Origin of the sequence: Mycobacterium ostraviense (assembly GCF_002705925.1) — a bacterium.
GTDB lineage: Bacteria > Actinomycetota > Actinomycetes > Mycobacteriales > Mycobacteriaceae > Mycobacterium > Mycobacterium ostraviense.
In genome coordinates this window covers 2643734-2660081 of record NZ_NKRE01000001.1, presented here as the reverse complement: position 1 = coordinate 2660081, position 16348 = coordinate 2643734, and the positions used below count along the sequence as shown (strand labels likewise).

Annotated in this window: 12 protein-coding genes and 1 pseudogene; 10 read left to right on the top strand and 3 right to left on the bottom strand. The window is 67.9% G+C overall.

Going from position 1 to position 16348, the window contains the following annotated elements; translation table 11 throughout:
- Positions 1 to 263 precede the first annotated feature (263 nt).
- The 6 genes and pseudogenes from CDN38_RS12135 (at position 264) to CDN38_RS12110 (ending at position 9292) form a co-directional block, all read left to right on the top strand.
- Positions 264 to 1322: a GTPase Era family protein gene (locus CDN38_RS12135; RefSeq protein ID WP_075512487.1), complete on the top strand. Its 1059-nt coding sequence runs from the start codon at positions 264 to 266 to the stop codon at positions 1320 to 1322.
- A complete protein-coding gene (locus CDN38_RS12130; RefSeq protein WP_233027182.1) occupies positions 1319 to 2872 on the top strand; it encodes a hypothetical protein in 1554 nt (517 codons plus the stop codon). The genes CDN38_RS12135 and CDN38_RS12130 overlap by 4 nt, the downstream gene beginning before the upstream one ends.
- A 210-nt stretch (positions 2873 to 3082) precedes the next feature.
- Positions 3083 to 4906, top strand: a complete 1824-nt coding sequence (locus tag CDN38_RS12125) for a phosphoenolpyruvate carboxykinase (GTP) (protein ID WP_075512485.1) — start codon at positions 3083 to 3085, stop codon at positions 4904 to 4906.
- Between the two features lie 471 nt (positions 4907 to 5377).
- Positions 5378 to 5929 (top strand): annotated as a pseudogene (locus CDN38_RS30715) (PPE family protein); the annotation flags it as partial.
- 876 nt (positions 5930 to 6805) lie between these two features.
- Complete coding sequence (gene fadD4, locus CDN38_RS12115; protein WP_075512483.1) at positions 6806 to 8335, top strand: fatty-acid--CoA ligase FadD4; 1530 nt, start codon at positions 6806 to 6808, stop codon at positions 8333 to 8335.
- A gap of 3 nt (positions 8336 to 8338) precedes the next feature.
- The gene (locus CDN38_RS12110; RefSeq protein ID WP_075512482.1) at positions 8339 to 9292 is read left to right on the top strand and encodes an enoyl-CoA hydratase/isomerase family protein; all 954 of its coding nucleotides are present in this window, start codon (positions 8339 to 8341) and stop codon (positions 9290 to 9292) included.
- A 38-nt stretch (positions 9293 to 9330) separates the two neighbouring features.
- Here CDN38_RS12110 and CDN38_RS12105 read toward each other — a convergent pair whose 3' ends face one another.
- Together CDN38_RS12105 and CDN38_RS12100 are read right to left on the bottom strand one after the other, a co-directional pair.
- Entirely contained in the window at positions 9331 to 9738 is a 408-nt protein-coding gene (locus CDN38_RS12105; protein ID WP_075512481.1) for a CD225/dispanin family protein, read from the bottom strand.
- A gap of 81 nt (positions 9739 to 9819) precedes the next feature.
- Complete coding sequence (locus CDN38_RS12100; RefSeq protein ID WP_075512480.1) at positions 9820 to 10995, bottom strand: acyl-CoA dehydrogenase family protein; 1176 nt, start codon at positions 10993 to 10995, stop codon at positions 9820 to 9822.
- 39 nt (positions 10996 to 11034) lie between these two features.
- Here CDN38_RS12100 and CDN38_RS12095 point away from each other — a divergent pair, with 39 nt between their 5' ends.
- Genes CDN38_RS12095 through CDN38_RS12085 form a run of 3 tightly spaced genes read left to right on the top strand, consistent with a single transcriptional unit; the run spans position 11035 to position 14542 of the window.
- On the top strand, positions 11035 to 12039 hold the full coding sequence (locus tag CDN38_RS12095) for a MaoC family dehydratase (RefSeq protein ID WP_075512479.1): 1005 nt from the start codon (positions 11035 to 11037) through the stop codon (positions 12037 to 12039).
- A 29-nt stretch (positions 12040 to 12068) separates the two neighbouring features.
- Positions 12069 to 13226 carry a CoA transferase gene (locus CDN38_RS12090; RefSeq protein ID WP_099318980.1) on the top strand — a complete coding sequence of 386 codons (1158 nt, stop codon included), beginning with the start codon at positions 12069 to 12071 and terminating at the stop codon, positions 13224 to 13226.
- On the top strand, positions 13220 to 14542 hold the full coding sequence (locus CDN38_RS12085; protein ID WP_099318979.1) for an amidohydrolase family protein: 1323 nt from the start codon (positions 13220 to 13222) through the stop codon (positions 14540 to 14542). The genes CDN38_RS12090 and CDN38_RS12085 overlap by 7 nt, the downstream gene beginning before the upstream one ends.
- A gap of 15 nt (positions 14543 to 14557) precedes the next feature.
- Here CDN38_RS12085 and CDN38_RS12080 read toward each other — a convergent pair whose 3' ends face one another.
- Complete coding sequence (locus CDN38_RS12080) at positions 14558 to 15457, bottom strand: alpha/beta hydrolase (protein ID WP_075512476.1); 900 nt, start codon at positions 15455 to 15457, stop codon at positions 14558 to 14560.
- 228 nt (positions 15458 to 15685) lie between these two features.
- On the opposite strand from CDN38_RS12080, the gene CDN38_RS12075 reads away from it, so the two are divergent.
- Positions 15686 to 16345: a class I SAM-dependent methyltransferase gene (locus CDN38_RS12075; protein WP_075512586.1), complete on the top strand. Its 660-nt coding sequence runs from the start codon at positions 15686 to 15688 to the stop codon at positions 16343 to 16345.
- Positions 16346 to 16348 lie beyond the last annotated feature (3 nt).

The window sequence follows — 16348 nt, the reverse complement described above, 5'->3', positions numbered from 1 at the left end:
AACCCGCTCTTGACTTGTGGCGAGCGGAATCTACGTCCGGTTGGATCGGCAGCCGGTTGTTCGCGAACTGGCGGTGCGGCAGGCTGGGCGCCGCGCAGGGTGCAGCATCCGCCGTAGGTTCCGTGAGGGCGTTAGCTGCGGAACCCGTGCACTGCTAGCGGGCTAGGCAAAGCTGGTCGGGGCTGGCTAGCGGGGCGGCCGACCAGCTGCCACCATTCGGTGGGCGAAATATTCAACCACGTCGGCGGACTTAGACGGGGGACATGACGGGGCAGGGTCATCAGATCTTCATCAGCGGGCTGGCTGGACTCGCTGCCAGCTGCGCTGACCAGCGGCTTCAGGCGATCGCCGAGCAAGTCGCCCAACCGTTGAAGGTGGCGGTCTGCGGACGACGCGGGCCGGGCTGTAGCACCGTGACGCGCGCCTTGGGCCAGGCAGGATTGACTGTGGCTACGTCGCCGGACGTAGCCGACGTCCAGGTGTACGTCGTTGCGGAGGTGCTTAAACCCGAAGACCGCGATGCCCTCACGAGCCTGCAAGATGCCAGGCAACCGGTGGTGGTGGTGCTGAACAAGGCGGATCTGACCGGGTTTGGCGGAGCCGGACCGCTGGCCGCGGCGCAAACCCGGTGCGCTTGCTTTGCGGTGCTGGTCGGCCTACCCGTCGAGCCCATGGTCGGGCTACTCGCGGTCGCCGCGCTCGATGATCTCGACGAGGCATTCTGGCTGGCGCTGCGAGCGCTGGCCGCCCATCCTGACGGCTTGCCCGCCCTAGACGGATCGTTCGACGGCTTCCTGGCGGCGGAGCTCACGGTGCCGATCCCGATGCGGCTGCGGCTGCTGGAGGCCCTCGACCTGTTCGGCATCGCGCTTGCCGTCGCCGCCTTGCGCCGCGGCGGCACGCCAGCGCAAGTCCGCGTCCTGCTGCGCAGGGTCAGCGGTGTCGACGTCGTCGTGGCCAGGGTGATTGCCGCCGGAGCCGAGGCGCGTTACCAGCGGATACTCGACGCCGTCACGGCACTCGAGGCGGTGGCCGTGACCGACGAGCGAATCAGCGAATTCTTGTCCTGCGACGGCACGGTGCTGGCCCGGATGGCCGTCGCGCTGGACACGGTTGCGGCGTCCGGGAGCGAGCCAGCCGGGTCGGCGGGCCTGCCCTCCGACGATCCGGACGCCCACTTGCGGCGGGCGTTGCATTGGCTGCGTTACGGCCGGGCCGGCCCGAGCGGCCTGCAGCGTGCCTGCGGCACCGATATCGCCAGGGGCTCGCTTCGGCTCTGGTCGCGGGCGGGCGGGTTAGCCGAGTCAGGGGAATGCGGGTGATCGGCGCGGCCCGCGACGACCCGGCCGCCCGGGTTGACGCACTGGTGGCGGCGATCGGACCCAAGGTGGGTCCGACGGTGATCCGTCGCCGCGACGTGGTCCTGGTGACCGGCCCTTGGCTGGCCGGCGTGAGCAGTGTGGTAGCTGCCCTCCGGCAACGGGCGCCGCAACGCGAGTTCGTCGAATCGCCGGAGCTGGCACCCGGCGACGCGCCGACCGCGGTGGTGTTCGTGGTCTCCGCGGCGGCCCCGCTGACCGAATCCGACTGCGTGCTGCTGGATGCCGCCGCCGAGCACACCGACGTGGTGATCGGGGTGGCGTCCAAAGTCGACGTGCACCGCAGCTGGCGCGAGGTGCTGGCCGCGGACCGGGCCACGCTGGCGGCGCATGCGCCTCGTTACGCCGACGTGCCATGGGTGGGCGCGGCCGCCGCGCCGCAGCTGGGGCAGGCGCGGATGGACGACCTGGTCGTCGTACTGCTCAGTCAGCTCGTCGATCCGGACATCGCCCGGCGCAACAGGTTGCGTGCCTGGGAATCGCGGCTGCAGACGGTCGCGCAGCGGTTCCGGCGCGACGCCGAAGGCGCCGGCCGCAAGGCACGAGTGGATGCCTTGCGTGAGGAACGCAGTGCGGCCCTGCGGCAGCGGCGTCGGTCGAGAACAGAGCACGCAATTGCGCTGCGCGGTCAGGTCCAGCAGGCGCGGGTCCAGTTGTCCTACTTTGCCCGCAACCGTTGTTCATCGATGCGTGTCGAGCTGCAGGAGGACATCGCGGCCCTGCCCCGGCGCAAGATTGCCGAGTTCGAACAGCACGCCCGCAGCCGGATCGCCGGGGCGCTCGCCGAGGTGAGCGAGGCCGTCCACCGGAGGCTCGCCGACGTGGCGCAGGCGCTGAGCGTGCCCATCGGGCTTCCGCCCGCCGAAACGCTCCCGACGGTCGCCATTGCGGGCCCGCCGTTGAAGTCGCGGAGGTTGGAGGCCCGGCTCATGGTGGTGTTGGGTGCCGGCTTCGGACTGGGTGTGGCACTGACGCTGAGCCGGTTGCTGGCCGGACTGGAGCCCCGGCTCAACCCCTGGCTGAACCCCTGGCTGACGGGGGCCGGGATCGTCGGATGTGTGGCGCTCGGGTTGGCGCTGACGCTGTGGGTGGTCCACACCCGCGCTGTGCTGAGCGACCGCGCCGTGCTGGATCGCTGGACGGGCGACGTGATGTCGGCGCTGCGCTCCGTGCTGGATGAACTGGTTGCCGGCCGGGTGCTGGTCGCCGAGTCGCTGCTGAGCACCGTGCTGAGCGCACGCGACGAGGCCGAGCACGCCCGGGTGGCCCACCAGGTCAGCGTGATTGACGCCGAACTGCGCGAACACACCATCGCCGCGGCGCGAGCCGCCGCACTGCGGGATCGGGAGCTGCCCGCGATTCAAGCCGCGCTTGACGCGGTGCGTAACCAACTGGGCGAACCGGGTACACCCACGGTTGGCACCCAATCCGAGGGCGTCGGCACTGTCGTTGGCGCGCCAGCAGCCAGAGGCAGCAAAAACAGCAAAAGGTGAAGGATATTGATCCTTCTGAATCGGTCTTGTGAGGAGGCTTATACCCGCCCTGGCCTTCCGCGACAAGTGATGCACGATAACCTGTATTGATAAGCACACCGGGTCAACAGTCGTGCTAGCGAACGCATAAACCGACCCCAGATAGATCCTCGACGCCGATACCAGCCGACAACTAGCCGCAGATACGCAGCAGAATCTCAGGAGAGTTCGATGACCTCAGCGACCATTCCCGGTTTAGACACTGCGCCGACTAATCATCAGGGGCTGCTGTCTTGGGTGGAGGAGGTCGCCGAGCTCACTGAGCCTGACCGGGTTGTCTTCGCCGACGGATCAGCGGAGGAGTTCCAGCGGCTCGCCGATCAGTTGGTCGATGCCGGCACATTCACCCGGCTCAACCCGGAGAAGTACCCGAACTCCTTCCTGGCGCTGTCCGACCCGTCGGATGTGGCGCGGGTGGAGTCACGCACCTTCATCTGCTCCGAGCGCGAGGTCGACGCCGGCCCCACCAACAACTGGATGGACCCGGACGAAATGCGGTCCATCATGAAAGACCTGTACCGCGGCTGCATGCGGGGGCGCACCATGTACGTGGTGCCGTTCTGCATGGGCCCGCTCGGTGCCGAAGACCCCAAGCTCGGCGTGGAGATCACCGACTCCGAATACGTCGTCGTCTCGATGCGCACCATGACCCGCATGGGCAAGGCCGCCCTGGAGAAGATCGGCGACGACGGGTTCTTCGTCAAGGCGCTGCACTCGGTGGGCGCGCCGTTAGAAGCAGGTCAGAAGGACGTGCCGTGGCCCTGCAACGACACCAAGTACATCACCCACTTCCCCGAAACCCGCGAGATCTGGAGCTACGGCTCGGGCTACGGCGGCAACGCGCTGCTGGGCAAGAAGTGCTACTCACTGCGGATCGCCTCGGCCATGGCCCGCGACGAGGGCTGGCTGGCCGAGCACATGCTGATCCTCAAGCTGATCTCCCCGGAGAACAAGGCCTACTACTTCGCGGCGGCGTTTCCGTCGGCGTGTGGCAAGACCAACCTGGCGATGCTGCAGCCGACAATCCCGGGTTGGCGCGCCGAGACGCTCGGCGACGACATCGCGTGGATGCGGTTCGGCAAGGACGGCCGGCTATACGCGGTCAATCCCGAGTTCGGGTTCTTCGGGGTGGCGCCGGGCACCAACTGGAAGTCCAATCCCAACGCCATGCGCACCATCGCCGCGGGCAACACGGTGTTCACCAACGTCGCGCTGACCGATGACGGCGAGGTGTGGTGGGAAGGCCTGGAGGGCGAGCCCGACCACCTGATCGACTGGAAGGGCAACGACTGGTATATCCGCGAAACGGAAACCAAAGCGGCACACCCGAATTCACGGTATTGCACCCCGATGTCGCAGTGCCCCATCCTGGCACCCGAGTGGGACGACCCGCAGGGCGTGCCGATTTCCGGAATCCTGTTCGGTGGTCGCCGCAAGACCACGATTCCGCTGGTCACCGAGGCGCGTGACTGGCAGCACGGGGTGTTCATCGGTGCGACCCTGGGCAGCGAGCAGACCGCCGCCGCCGAGGGCAAGGTCGGCAACGTACGTCGCGACCCGATGGCCATGCTGCCGTTCCTCGGCTACCACGTCGGGGACTACTTCCAGCACTGGATCAACCTGGGCAAGAACGCCGACGAGTCCAAGCTGCCGAAGGTGTTCTTCGTCAACTGGTTCCGCCGCGGCCACGACGGGCACTTCCTGTGGCCCGGCTTCGGCGAGAACAGCCGGGTATTGAAGTGGATTGTGGAGCGCATCGAGCACCGGGCCGGCGGCCGAACCACCCCGATCGGCACCGTTCCCGCCGTCGAGGACTTGGATCTGGACGGGTTAGACGTCGATGCGGCCGATGTCGCCGAGGCGCTAAAGGTTGACCCCGATGAGTGGCGCGCGGAGCTGCCGCTTATCGAGGAGTGGCTGGAGTTCGTCGGTGAGAAATTGCCCACCGGCGTCAAGGACGAGTTCGACGCGCTCAAGGAACGGCTGGCCGAGTAGGGGCCGACCAGCTTTCGTATCGCTGGCCACCTTTGACACCACCGGCTTTACTGGTCTGCCTCGGTTGGGTTCCGAATCCGGCCGGGCAGACGCGGCTTCGGCGAACCGCCTGGTGACGGCCGGGTGCGTCCAACGCGGCAGCTGTCCGGTCGCAGCCGATAGCGCCAACCCTAGCCGATACCGATTCGTCACTGCGGATCGGCGAAATCCCGGAATTCCCGACACACGCTGTCATAGGATGCCTCGCAACCGATTCGACGATATGCCGAGCATGTGACAGGGGCCGCGACATGGGGATGACGGTTCATGCGACAACCCGCGCGACTTTGCGCCCACGGTGGTTGCCGTTGCGGACGTTTGCGCCGTACGCCTTGCACGCCAAGTTCCAGGTCGCCAGGTTAGCGGTTCACCTGTACAGCGCTGCCGTGGCGGCCAGCCGAGGCAAAGCCTGCTGAAGAAGGGATGTTGGTGATGAATTTTGCGGTGCTGTGCCCGGAGATCACTTCGGCGCAAATGTATTGTGGCGCAGGCTCGGAACCGATGTTGGGCGCCGCGGCGTCATGGGCTGGTTTGGGCGACGAGCTGGGTTCGGCTGCGGAATGTTTCGGGTCGGTGACCGCCGGGCTGGCGGGGGGACCCTGGCAAGGGCCGGCATCGATCGCGATGACGGCCGTAGCCACCCGGTATGCGGGGTGGCTGCGCAGGGCGGCGTCCCACGCCGTGACTGCGGCCACGCAGGCCAAAACGGTGGCCGGCATTTTCGAGGCCGCGAAGGCTGCGGTGGCGCATCCCATGGAGGTCACGGCCAACCGCATGCAGTTCGTATCGGCGGTGCGGTCAAACCTGTTGGGCCTCAACGGCCCCTTGATCGCCGCCATCGAGGGCGCGTACGACGAGCTGTGGGCCCGTAATGTCACTGCGCTGGTGGGCTATCACGGCGGAGCATCGGCTGCGGCCGCCCAAATGGTGCCGTGGCAGCAGGCGCTGGGAAATCTCGCCGGCCTAGTGAGCCCGCTGGGCAACCCCGCTGCTGCGACCCGTGACGTTATCGGGGTCCTCGGGGAGATAGTGACCACTGACGAGGCCATGGTGGCTGCCGTGTGGGCCGACAACGTCAGCCAGCTCTCTAGTGCGGCAGCCGTGACCCAGACCGCCCTCGCGGCGGCCGCCGCCGACGTCAGCGCGGGCAAGTTGGTCCCGGCTGTGGGCGAGGTCGCCAGGGCCGTCGATTACGACGTCCGGACCGCGGCCCGCTTGGTCGCCGAAGACGCTGCCCTACCCGCGCAACTGGTCAGTACTGACCTCCGTATGCTCGCCGGGCTGCCACCCGAGGCGTCGGCACTGCCAACCTCGCTCGCTGATCCGAGCAGTCTTGAACACTATTTGGCGGTGAAGGCTGCCCGGATCGCAGCGGTCCCCGGCGAGATCCTCCGGGCTGACGAGACCTTGATACATCACGTCGTCGACGACAACGTAGCCGAGCTGGGGAAGGCGGCAACTGTCACCGGGAACGAGTTGTGGGCAGCGCAAGCAGATTTGGCAGCGGGTGACCCCATGAAGGCCGCTAACCACGTCGCGGCGGCTGTAAGTTATGACGCCTCAACCGTTGCCCGGTTAGCGGCTGAAGATGCAGCCCTGCCGATGAGTTTGGCCGTCGCTCACCTAGCCCTCATCGGCGCCGCGCTAGGGCCGGGCACCTGACGATCGACGGTTTGCCAGTCGCGTCCACGCTGAAATACATAGCGCGGCACGGTCATCCATATGGCTCGGGGGCTGGGGCCGGATCGTTGGAGCCGGTTGGTTGACATCGATGATCGCTCGGTAGCCCAACTCGGGCGGCTGGCACCGCGGACCGCGCCCTCTTGCCCCAGTAACCAGGATGCGACGTACAGTCGGCTCATGCAGATCCGCCAGCACTCGGGCGATGAGAAAAGTGCCAACAAACCCGCTGTTATCCTGCACCCGTCCGGGACGGTCGTCACGTTCGGAGAGCTCGAAACCCGAGCCAATCGACTGGCGCACCGATTCCGTCAGGCCGGGCTACGGGAAGGCGACGTCGTCGCCATTCTGATGGAGAACAACGAGCACATCCACGCGGTCATGTGGGCGGCACGTCGCAGCGGCTTGTACTACGTACCGATCAACACCCACCTGAGCGCCGCCGAGGCAGCCTACGTCGTCGACAACAGCAGCGCCAGGGCGATTGTCGGGTCCGCGGCGCTGCGCGACACCTGCGCGGCCCTGGCCGGCCATCTTCCCCGAGGGCTGCCGGAGCTGCTGATCATCGCCGACGGCGACCTGCCGGGCTGGGAGCGATACCCGGAATGCGTTGCCGGCCAACCCGGTACACCGATCGAGGACGAACTGGAAGGCGACCTGCTGCAGTACTCGTCGGGAACCACCGGCCGGCCCAAGGGAATCAAACGCGAATTACCGCATGTCCCACCGGATCAGGCGCCCGGGATGATGTCGGCGCTGATCGAGTATTGGATAGACCGCGATTCGGTGTACCTGAGCCCGGCGCCGCTATACCACACCGCCCCGTCGGTATGGTCGATGAGCGCCCAGGCCGGCGGTATCACCACCGTGGTGATGGAGAAGTTCGATGCCGAGTCGGCGCTCGACGCCATCCAGCGCTACCGGGTGACGCACGGCCAGTTCGTGCCGGCGATGTTCACCAGGATGCTGAAACTTCCTGATTCGGTGCGTAATTCGTACGATATGTCCAGCCTGAAGCGGGTGATGCACGCTGCGGCGCCGTGTCCGGTCGAGATCAAGAAGCAGATGATGGACTGGTGGGGACCGATCGTCGACGAGTACTACGCGTCTTCCGAAGCCATCGGGTCCACGCTGATCACCGCCGGGGATTGGCTGGCGCACCCCGGTTCGGTCGGCAAGCCGATGCAGGGCGCGGTTCATATCCTGGACCCCGACGGCAACGAACTCCCGCCTGGCCAGCCGGGTGAGATCTATTTCGAGGGTGGATACTCCTTCGAATACCTCAACGATCCGTCGAAAACCGCTGCGTCGCGCGACAAGCACGGTTGGGTGACGGTGGGCGACATCGGCTATCTCGACGACGAGGGCTACCTGTATCTGACCGACCGCCGCCATCACATGATCATTTCCGGCGGCGTCAACATCTACCCGCAGGAAACCGAAAACGTGTTGGTGACGCACCCGAAAGTGCTCGACGCCGCGGTTTTCGGTGTTCCCGACGACGAGATGGGACAGCGGGTGATGGCGTCGGTGCAGACCGTCGACCCGGCTGACGCCACCGAGGAATTCGCTGCTGAACTGCTGGCGTGGTTGCGTGATCGGCTGTCGCACTTCAAATGTCCGAAGGCCATCGCTTTCGAGGCGCAGTTGCCGCGCACCGACACCGGCAAGCTCTACAAGGACGGGCTGATCGAGAAGTATTCGGCCTGACCGATGCTGCGTGTGGTTGACCTGTCGGATCCCGCGGACGAGCGGGACGCCGGTGTGGCCTCGCCGCCGGGCGTGATCGTCGCTCACGGCCCGCCTACCGATGAATTCTGGCTCGATACAGCGACTTTCACGCTGGCTGACGAGCCGTGTGGCGATCGCCGGGTGGTCACCGTGGCGTCAGTGCCCGACGCACTGGCCGAGGTGACGCGGCGCTGCCGACGCTGGCCCCAGGCCAGCGCCATGTGCGACGACGTGCTACGGGCCCTGGATCCCGCCGGTACGACACTGGCCGGCGTGGTCACCGAATCACTGGCCTATTCGACCCTGCAGGCCGGACCCGAGTTCGCTAGCTGGCTCGAAGACCGCGGCCCGGCTGCCGCTGCGGGCACGGCCGACGCGGTGCTCGTGGAACGCGACCAGGACACCCTGCAGATCCGGTTCAATCGCCCACACCGCCACAATGCGTTTTCCACCGATGTGCGCGGCGCACTGCTGGAAGCGCTGACCGTCGCTCAGCTCGACCCGTCGGTTACTGGAATCGTGTTGAGCGGCAACGGTCCATCGTTTTGCAGTGGTGGAGACCTTGCCGAGTTCGGCACCTTTGCCGATCCGGTAAGCGCGCACTTTGCCCGCACCCGGCATAGTCCAGCGCTGGTCCTCGACGAAATCAGAGCCAGGCTTGGCCGGGCGTGCCGCGCCGAGGTGCACGGGCGGGTGCTGGGCAGCGGGCTGGAGATGGCGGCGTTCTGCGGATGGGTCGTGGCCCGGCCCGACTCGGTGTTCGGGCTGCCGGAACTGAGCCTGGGACTGATCCCCGGGGCCGGCGGCACCGTCAGCATCACCCGACGGATCGGACGCTGGCGCACGGCATATCTGGTGCTCTCCGGCCGAACTATCGACGCCGAGACCGCACTGGCCTGGGGCCTGGTGGATGCCATCTCGGCCGCCGCCGGCTAGGCCCAGACCTGCTGGCGCGCAACGTTGGAACGCCTCGGTCAGTAACCGGAATAGGTGGTGACAGTGGAGGGCATGTTGTGGTCGACCGACACGGCCACAGCAATCAGGATCACGTAAATCACCCCGACGATCACGCCGACGACTGCCCCGGCGATCGCACTGATGATGGCCCATTTCTTGGCGTTGGCGGATGCGGCCTGCGCCTCGGCGTAGCGGCCTTGGGCCCACAGCCCGGAGACCTTGGTGGAGTACACGATCGACACGATCCCGAACGGGAGGCAGCACAAGATTGTGGCCAGAATCGCCCAGACGAGGTAGTTGTCCGGCTCTGGTGCGTAGCCGGGTTGCGGGGCCGGCCAACCGGGTTGCGGCTGTTGACCCTGCCAGCCCGGCTGCTGGCCTTGCCACTCGGGGGAACCTCCGTACGGCCCTGGCGGATAACTCATGGCTGCCCTCCTTTGGTGCCTACCCTTGGGTTCCCTGGGCGAAGTCAGGCAAATATACAGCACCGGCCGGCCGGGTACGGGCTAGATGCCGCCTCGGGCCACCAGTTGTCCGGCGATCACATTGCGCTGGATCTCGTTGGTGCCTTCGCCGACGATCATCAGCGGCGCATCGCGGAAATAGCGCTCGACGTCGTATTCGGTTGAGTAGCCGTAGCCGCCGTGGATGCGGACCGCGTTCAGGGTGATCTCCATCGCCACCTCGGAGGCGAACAGCTTGGCCATTCCGGCCTCCATGTCACAGCGCTGTCCGCTGTCGTAGCGCTCGGCGGCGTAGCGGGTCAGTTGGCGCGCGGCGGTGAGTTTGGTTGCCATGTCGGCCAGATAGTTGCCGACGGCCTGATGCTTCCAAATCGGCTGACCGAAGCTCTCCCGCTGCTGGGCATAGGCGAGCGCGTCCTCCAGCGCCGCGGTCGCCACCCCCAGGGCACGGGCCGCCACTTGGATGCGGCCCGTTTCGAGGCCCTTCATCATCTGCGAAAAGCCTTCTCCCATACGGCTTCCCAGAACTGCCGACACCGGCACCTGGTAGTCGTCGAAGGACAGCTCGCAGGACTCGACGCCCTTGTAGCCCAGCTTGGGCAGGTCCCGGGACACCGTCAGGCCCGGTCCGGGCTCGACCAGCACGATCGAGATTCCCTTATGGCGCGGTAGGGCATTGGGATCGGTCTTGCACAGCAACGCGATCAGCCCGGAGCGGCGCGCGTTGGTGATCCAGGTCTTGGCGCCGTTGATCCGCAAGCCGCCGGAGCCCTGGGCGGGATCCGGCAGCGCGGTGGTCGACATGTTCTGCAGGTCGGAGCCGCCGCTGGGCTCGGTGAGCGCCATGGTTGCCCGCAGCTCGCCGGTGGCCATCGGCGGCAGATATGTCCGCTGCTGATCTTCGGTGCCGAACAGCGTCAGCAGCTTGGCCACCACGGTATGCCCGCCCATCGCCCCGGCGAGGCTCATCCAGCCGCGGGCCAGCTCCTGGGTGACCTGCACATAGCACGGCATCGACACCGGCGACCCCCCGTACTCTTCGGGAACGGCCAGCCCGAAGATGCCGATCCGCTTCATCTGCTCGATCCACGCCTCGGGGTAGGCGTTGGCGTGCTCCACCTCGCGGACGTTCGGTTTCACGTCCCGGTCGATGAAGGCCCGCACGGTGTCGACCAGCATCGCTTCTTCGTGATTCAGCTCATTGCTCACCCGTGTCATATTGACCCTCGCTTCGACCGGCTGCCAGCATGTGGCGTTGTGACATACGCGGACATCCGCCAGGGCGGGCCCTTCTTCGACGACCTCTCGGTGGGCCAGACATTCGACTGGGCGCCGGCGATGACGCTGTCGCCGGGGCTGGCCGCGGCCCATCAGGCGATCGTGAGCGACCGGCTGCGGCTGGCCCTGGATGCGGAGCTGTGCGCGGCGGTGACCGGCGAGCCAGGCCCGCTGGCGCACCCGGGCCTGGTCTGCAACGTGGCGATCGGGCAGTCGACCCTGGTGACCCAGCGGGTCAAAGCCAACCTGTTCTACCGTGGGCTGACGTTTCACCGATTCCCGGTGATCGGCGACACCGTCTACACCCGCACCGAAGTGGTCGGGTTGCGCGCCAACACGGCCAAACCGGGCCGTGCCCCAACGGGACTGGCGGCGCTGCGGATGACGACCGTCGACCAGGCCGATCGGTTGGTACTCGACTTCTACCGGTGCGCCATGCTGCCGGCCGGCCCGGATTGGCGGCCTGACGGCACCCCCGACAATGACTTGTCCAGCATCGGCGCCGGCGTGACCGGACCGGCCGTCGACCCCGCCAGCGGCTGGGACGCCGAGGTGTTCCGGCGGCGGGTGCCCGGTCCGCACTTCGACGCCGGCATTGCGGGTTCGGTCCTGCACAGCACCGCCGATTTGGTCAGCAGCGCCCCCGAGCTGGCCCGGCTCACCCTGAATATCGCTGCAACACACCATGATTCGCGGGTAGGTGGACAACGTCTGGTCTACGGTGGGCACACCATCGGGCTGGCGTTCGCGCAGGCCTGCCGATTGCTGCCGAACCTGGTGACGGTGCTCGGCTGGGAACACTGCGACCACACCGGGCCGGTGCGCGAGGGTGACACCCTCTACAGCGAGCTGCACGTCGAGTCCGCCCAGGCCACCGGGAACGGCGGCGTGCTGGGGCTGCGGTCGCTGGTCTACGCCGTCAGCGACGCAGCCGAGCCGGACCGGCAGGTGCTGGACTGGCGGTTCACCGCGCTGCAGTTCTGAGCCGCCGCGCGAGCGTTACGCTCGGCTGGGTGAGCTGCACCCTGGCCAGGTGGGGGAGGAGCGGGCTGGCCTATTTGACCGGTTTGCCCGGCGGGCCGCCCGACTTCTCCCGCGCCAACGTGCTGAGCCGCGCCGAGACGATCACCGCCGATGCGGCCACGCTGCTGACCGGGCGGGCCGGGTTGCTGGGTCTGATCCGCCGGGGCCGGGTGTCGGCCGGCGGAGCCACCCGGTTGCTCGCGGCCGCCGACGGCTGGCTCGCGATCACTGTATCGCGCCCCGACGACGCCGCCGCCGTTCCCGCGCTGCTGCAGGTCGATCGGCTGCCCGAAGACCCCTGGCCCGCCATCCAGCGGTGGGCCGCGACGTCGTGCGTGTCCACGATCCTCGAGCGGACCCAGCTCCTCGACATCCCCGCCGCGGCACTCGGCGAGGTGGCGCCCGCACCGCCGCGGATTCGTCGCATCGGGCCGCGCGCAGCGGTGCGTGAGCCGGCCGGCCTGCTCGTCGTCGACCTGTCGTCGATGTGGGCCGGTCCGCTCTGCGGGCACCTGCTGGCCCGAGCGGGCGCGACCGTCGTGAAAATCGAAAGCCCCCGCCGCCCCGACGGCACCCGCGCCGGCGACCGCTCCTTCTTCGACTGGATCAACGGTGAAAAGCTTTCGTATTGCCTCGATTTCGACGAACAGGCCGACGAGTTGCGGCAGCTGTTGACCGTCGCGGACATCGTGATCGAGGGTTCGCGGCCAGCCGCGTTGGCACGACGCCGGCTCGGGCCCGACCACATTGCGCCGCAGCCCGGGCGAATCTGGTTGCGCATCACCGGCTATGGCGACCAGTCCGGACGGCCGGCGTTCGGTGACGACGCCGCCGTGGCCGGTGGCCTGGTCGGATCCGCCGCAGCCGGGCCGGTGTTCTGCGGCGACGCCATCGCCGACCCGCTGGCCGGGGTCGAGGCGAGCCAGGCGATCACCGAATCGCTGGGCCGCGGCGGCGGCGAACTCATCGACGTATCCCTGGCAGCCGTCGCCGCCAGCTATGCGGCACTACCACTGACGGCATCGACATCGATATACCCGGCGCTGCCACCGTCGCCGCCGCCGCCGTGCGGAGCTGCCGCCGAACTCGGCGCCGACAACGACGCCGTCCGCCGCCTCGTCGGGCAAAGACGCTCGCTGCCATGCTGATTCGGCGGGCCACATTACTGGACGGGAGGAGAGCCGACATCCGGGTGGGCGCTGTGATCGACGAGGTCGGCGACGGCTTGGTCCCGGCGCCGGGCGAACGGGTTCTCGACGCAGCCGGCGGGACGGTGCTGCCCGGCCTGCACGACCACCATGTGCACCTGCGCTCGGCGGCCGCGGCTCTGGATTCGCTACTCGTCGGGCCGCCCGCTGTTTACACCAAAGATGCTCTGGCCCAGTATCTTTCGCGGGCCAGGCCGAGCTCCGACGGGTGGATCCGCGCGATCGGCTATCACGAGTCCGTCGCCGGGCGGTTGGACCGTGACGTGCTCGATGCGCTGGTGCCCGATATTCCGCTGCGCATCCAGCATCGCAGTGGGGCCCTGTGGATCCTCAACTCCGCGGCACTGGCCCGCGTCGGCCTGGCCGGCCACCCCGATGGTCGGCTGCCCAGCGCCGATTCCGGCTGGTCTGACGGGTTGCCACGGCGCGAACCCGACCTTGCGCGGCTGAGCGACCGGCTCACCTCGATGGGCGTCACCGGAGTCACCGACGCTACCCCGGATCTCGGTGCCGACGACCTGGAGTCGTTGCTACTGGCGCATCGCCGCGGCGAATTCCGGCCCCGGCTGCGATTTTTGGCGCCGGGCAAGAAGATCCTGCACGACGACCGGCTGGATCTGGACGCCCTGACAGCCTGGATCGCCGGCCGCCACCAGGCCGGCCGCCCGGTGGCCGTGCACTGCGTGACCGCGGCTCAGCTGGTGGTGACCATCGCGGCGTTGCGCGCCGCTGGCAGCCATCCGCTCGATCGGATCGAGCACGCCGCCGTGGTGCCCGACGACAATGTGGGTGACCTGTGCGATCTCGGGGTGACCGTGGTGACGCAGCCCAATTTCGTTGCCGAGCGCGGTGATCAGTACCTTGCCGAGATCCCGGCCGTCGACCATCATCAGCTCTGGCGAGTCGTGTCGCTGCTGAAAGCACAAGTGCCGGTGGCACTGTCGACCGATATGCCGTTCGGTCACGGTGACCCGTGGGCGGCCATCCGCGCCGCGGTGCATCGCGCCACATCAGGCGGGGCGGTGCTCAACCCCGATGAATGCGTCTCGGCGCGAACGGCCTTGACGATGTTTCTGGGCCACCCAGATGAGCCCGGGCGGGTGCGTACGGTTGCGGCGGGGCAACCCGGGGACCTGTGTGTGCTTTCGCAGCCGCCCGCGGTGGTGTTGACTGCACTGGACGCCGCCCTGGTGACCGCAACCATCATCGGCGGCGAGATCGCCTACACCAGCGGCCCCGATCGCCCGCGAGCGTAACGCAACGTTCGCGGATCAACCCGCCGCCGTCACCGCCGCCCGTAGCACATCGCACTGCGTGGTGAAGAATCGCTGTGACACCGGGGCTTTCGGTGCTACCAGGTCGAAGCCGTGGAACGCGCCCGGCACCAGGTCGACCTGGCAGGGCACCCCGGCGTCTTCCAACCGTCGGGCATAGCCGAGATCCTCATCGTGAAACAGGTCGTGGGTGCCGACGCCGATCCACGCCGGCGCCAGGCCGCGCAGGTCCGCACGTCTGCCCGGGACGGCCACCCGGGGGTCTGCATCGCCGAGATACGCCGCCCAACCGAACCGATTGGCGCGGGCATCCCACAACCGATAGCGCGGGTTGGCGGCTGTCGCAGAACTGCGGTCATCGAGCATCGGGTAGCTCAACAGCTGAAATGCCGGCGCGATTTCGCCGCGGTCGCGCGCCAGTAGGGCCAGCGCCGCGGCAAGACCGCCGCCCGCGCTGGCGCCGCCGATAGCGATCCGGTCCGGGTCCACCGCGGGCAGCGCGGCCAGCCAGCATAGCGCCGAGTAGCAGTCTTCCAGCGGCGCTGGGTAGGGGTGCTCAGGTGCCAGCCGGTATTCCACCGAGGCGACCGTGATGCCCAGCGCCCGGGTGAACCGGCGGCACAGCCGGTCATCCTGCGCGGCCTTGCCCAGCACATATCCGCCACCGTGAATCCACAGCAGTGCCGGTCGCGGCTCAGTAACGCCGACGCCCTGGTAGAGCCGTACACCGGCACCCGAACCCAGCGTGATCACCTCGACATCGCTGGACGTCCCGCGGCTGGTCAGGGCGATCAGCGCCCGGATTACCGGCAATGTCCTGGGACCGACTAGTCGTCGTGGTGCGAAGCGGGCGGTTCGGCGCAGATCCGGATGGACGACGTCAACGTTGGCGCGCACCCACCCAGTATGTGCCCGGTCGCCGGGCGCGACGTGGCGGCGCAGTTTCTACCAAACGCTGAGTTCTTGTTGACCGTTCGGACCGGCAAGCCGTCGCTCTTGGCATTCTCTGGTGTAGCCGACCGAGGAACCGGGTACCGATGGAGGTGCTGGCGCATGTGGTTCCTGCCGGCGCGTGATGCGGTCGTTGCGGCTCGGCCCGATTGGGCCCGTGCGGGAGGCGTGGAAATGCTGGGGCAGCTGTACGACCGTGCGCTCGACGGCGAACCGTGCTGGATCCGTCACGACGACGGCGAGCTGCGTCTGCTGCCGACCCACCGGTGGTTGACCGGTCATTCAGCCGGGCGGATCACCCCCGGCGACGAGTCCTGCGACGAGGCCTTCGACGAGGCGGTGGCGCAGTTGTGCAGTGGGCCCACCATCGAATTGGGCTGCGGACCCGCGCGCCTGGTGGCAAGGCTGGTGCAGCGGGGCATACCCGCGCTTGGCATCGACCGATCCGCGACGGCGATCCGGCTGGCCGGTCAGGGAGGCGCTCCGGCCATCGTGGGCGATGTGTTCGAGCCGCTGCCCGGCATGGGCTGCTGGCAGACGGTCCTGCTGGTGGATGGAAATGTCGGCCTCGGCGGGGACCCGCTGCGGATCCTGGGCCGGGCCGCCGAATTGTTGTGCCACGACGGGTGCTGCGTGGCCGAGTTTGACGCGCAGGCCATCGGTATCGTCGCACGCTGGGTTCGCCTAGAGTCAGCGCGGGAGGTCGGGCCGTGGTTTCGATGGGCATCGGTTGGCGTGGACAGCGCCGCCACACTGGCCGCGCGGGTGGGTCTCACCCTGACCGGCGTGCGGCTGATCGGTGGGCGGGTGATCGCCACCTTGGCGGCCCGGTAAGCG

Bases quoted from the DNA above. Each gene is read 5' to 3' on its own strand.
- CDN38_RS12135 (WP_075512487.1), top strand. From the start codon at position 264: ATGACGGGGCAGGGTCATCAGATCTTCATCAGCGGGCTGGCTGGACTC.
- CDN38_RS12125 (WP_075512485.1), top strand. From the start codon at position 3,083: ATGACCTCAGCGACCATTCCCGGTTTAGACACTGCGCCGACTAATCAT.
- fadD4 (WP_075512483.1), top strand. From the start codon at position 6,806: ATGCAGATCCGCCAGCACTCGGGCGATGAGAAAAGTGCCAACAAACCC.
- CDN38_RS12110 (WP_075512482.1), top strand. From the start codon at position 8,339: ATGCTGCGTGTGGTTGACCTGTCGGATCCCGCGGACGAGCGGGACGCC.
- CDN38_RS12105 (WP_075512481.1), bottom strand. From the start codon at position 9,738: ATGAGTTATCCGCCAGGGCCGTACGGAGGTTCCCCCGAGTGGCAAGGC.
- CDN38_RS12100 (WP_075512480.1), bottom strand. From the start codon at position 10,995: ATGACACGGGTGAGCAATGAGCTGAATCACGAAGAAGCGATGCTGGTC.
- CDN38_RS12085 (WP_099318979.1), top strand. From the start codon at position 13,220: ATGCTGATTCGGCGGGCCACATTACTGGACGGGAGGAGAGCCGACATC.
- CDN38_RS12075 (WP_075512586.1), top strand. From the start codon at position 15,686: ATGCTGGGGCAGCTGTACGACCGTGCGCTCGACGGCGAACCGTGCTGG.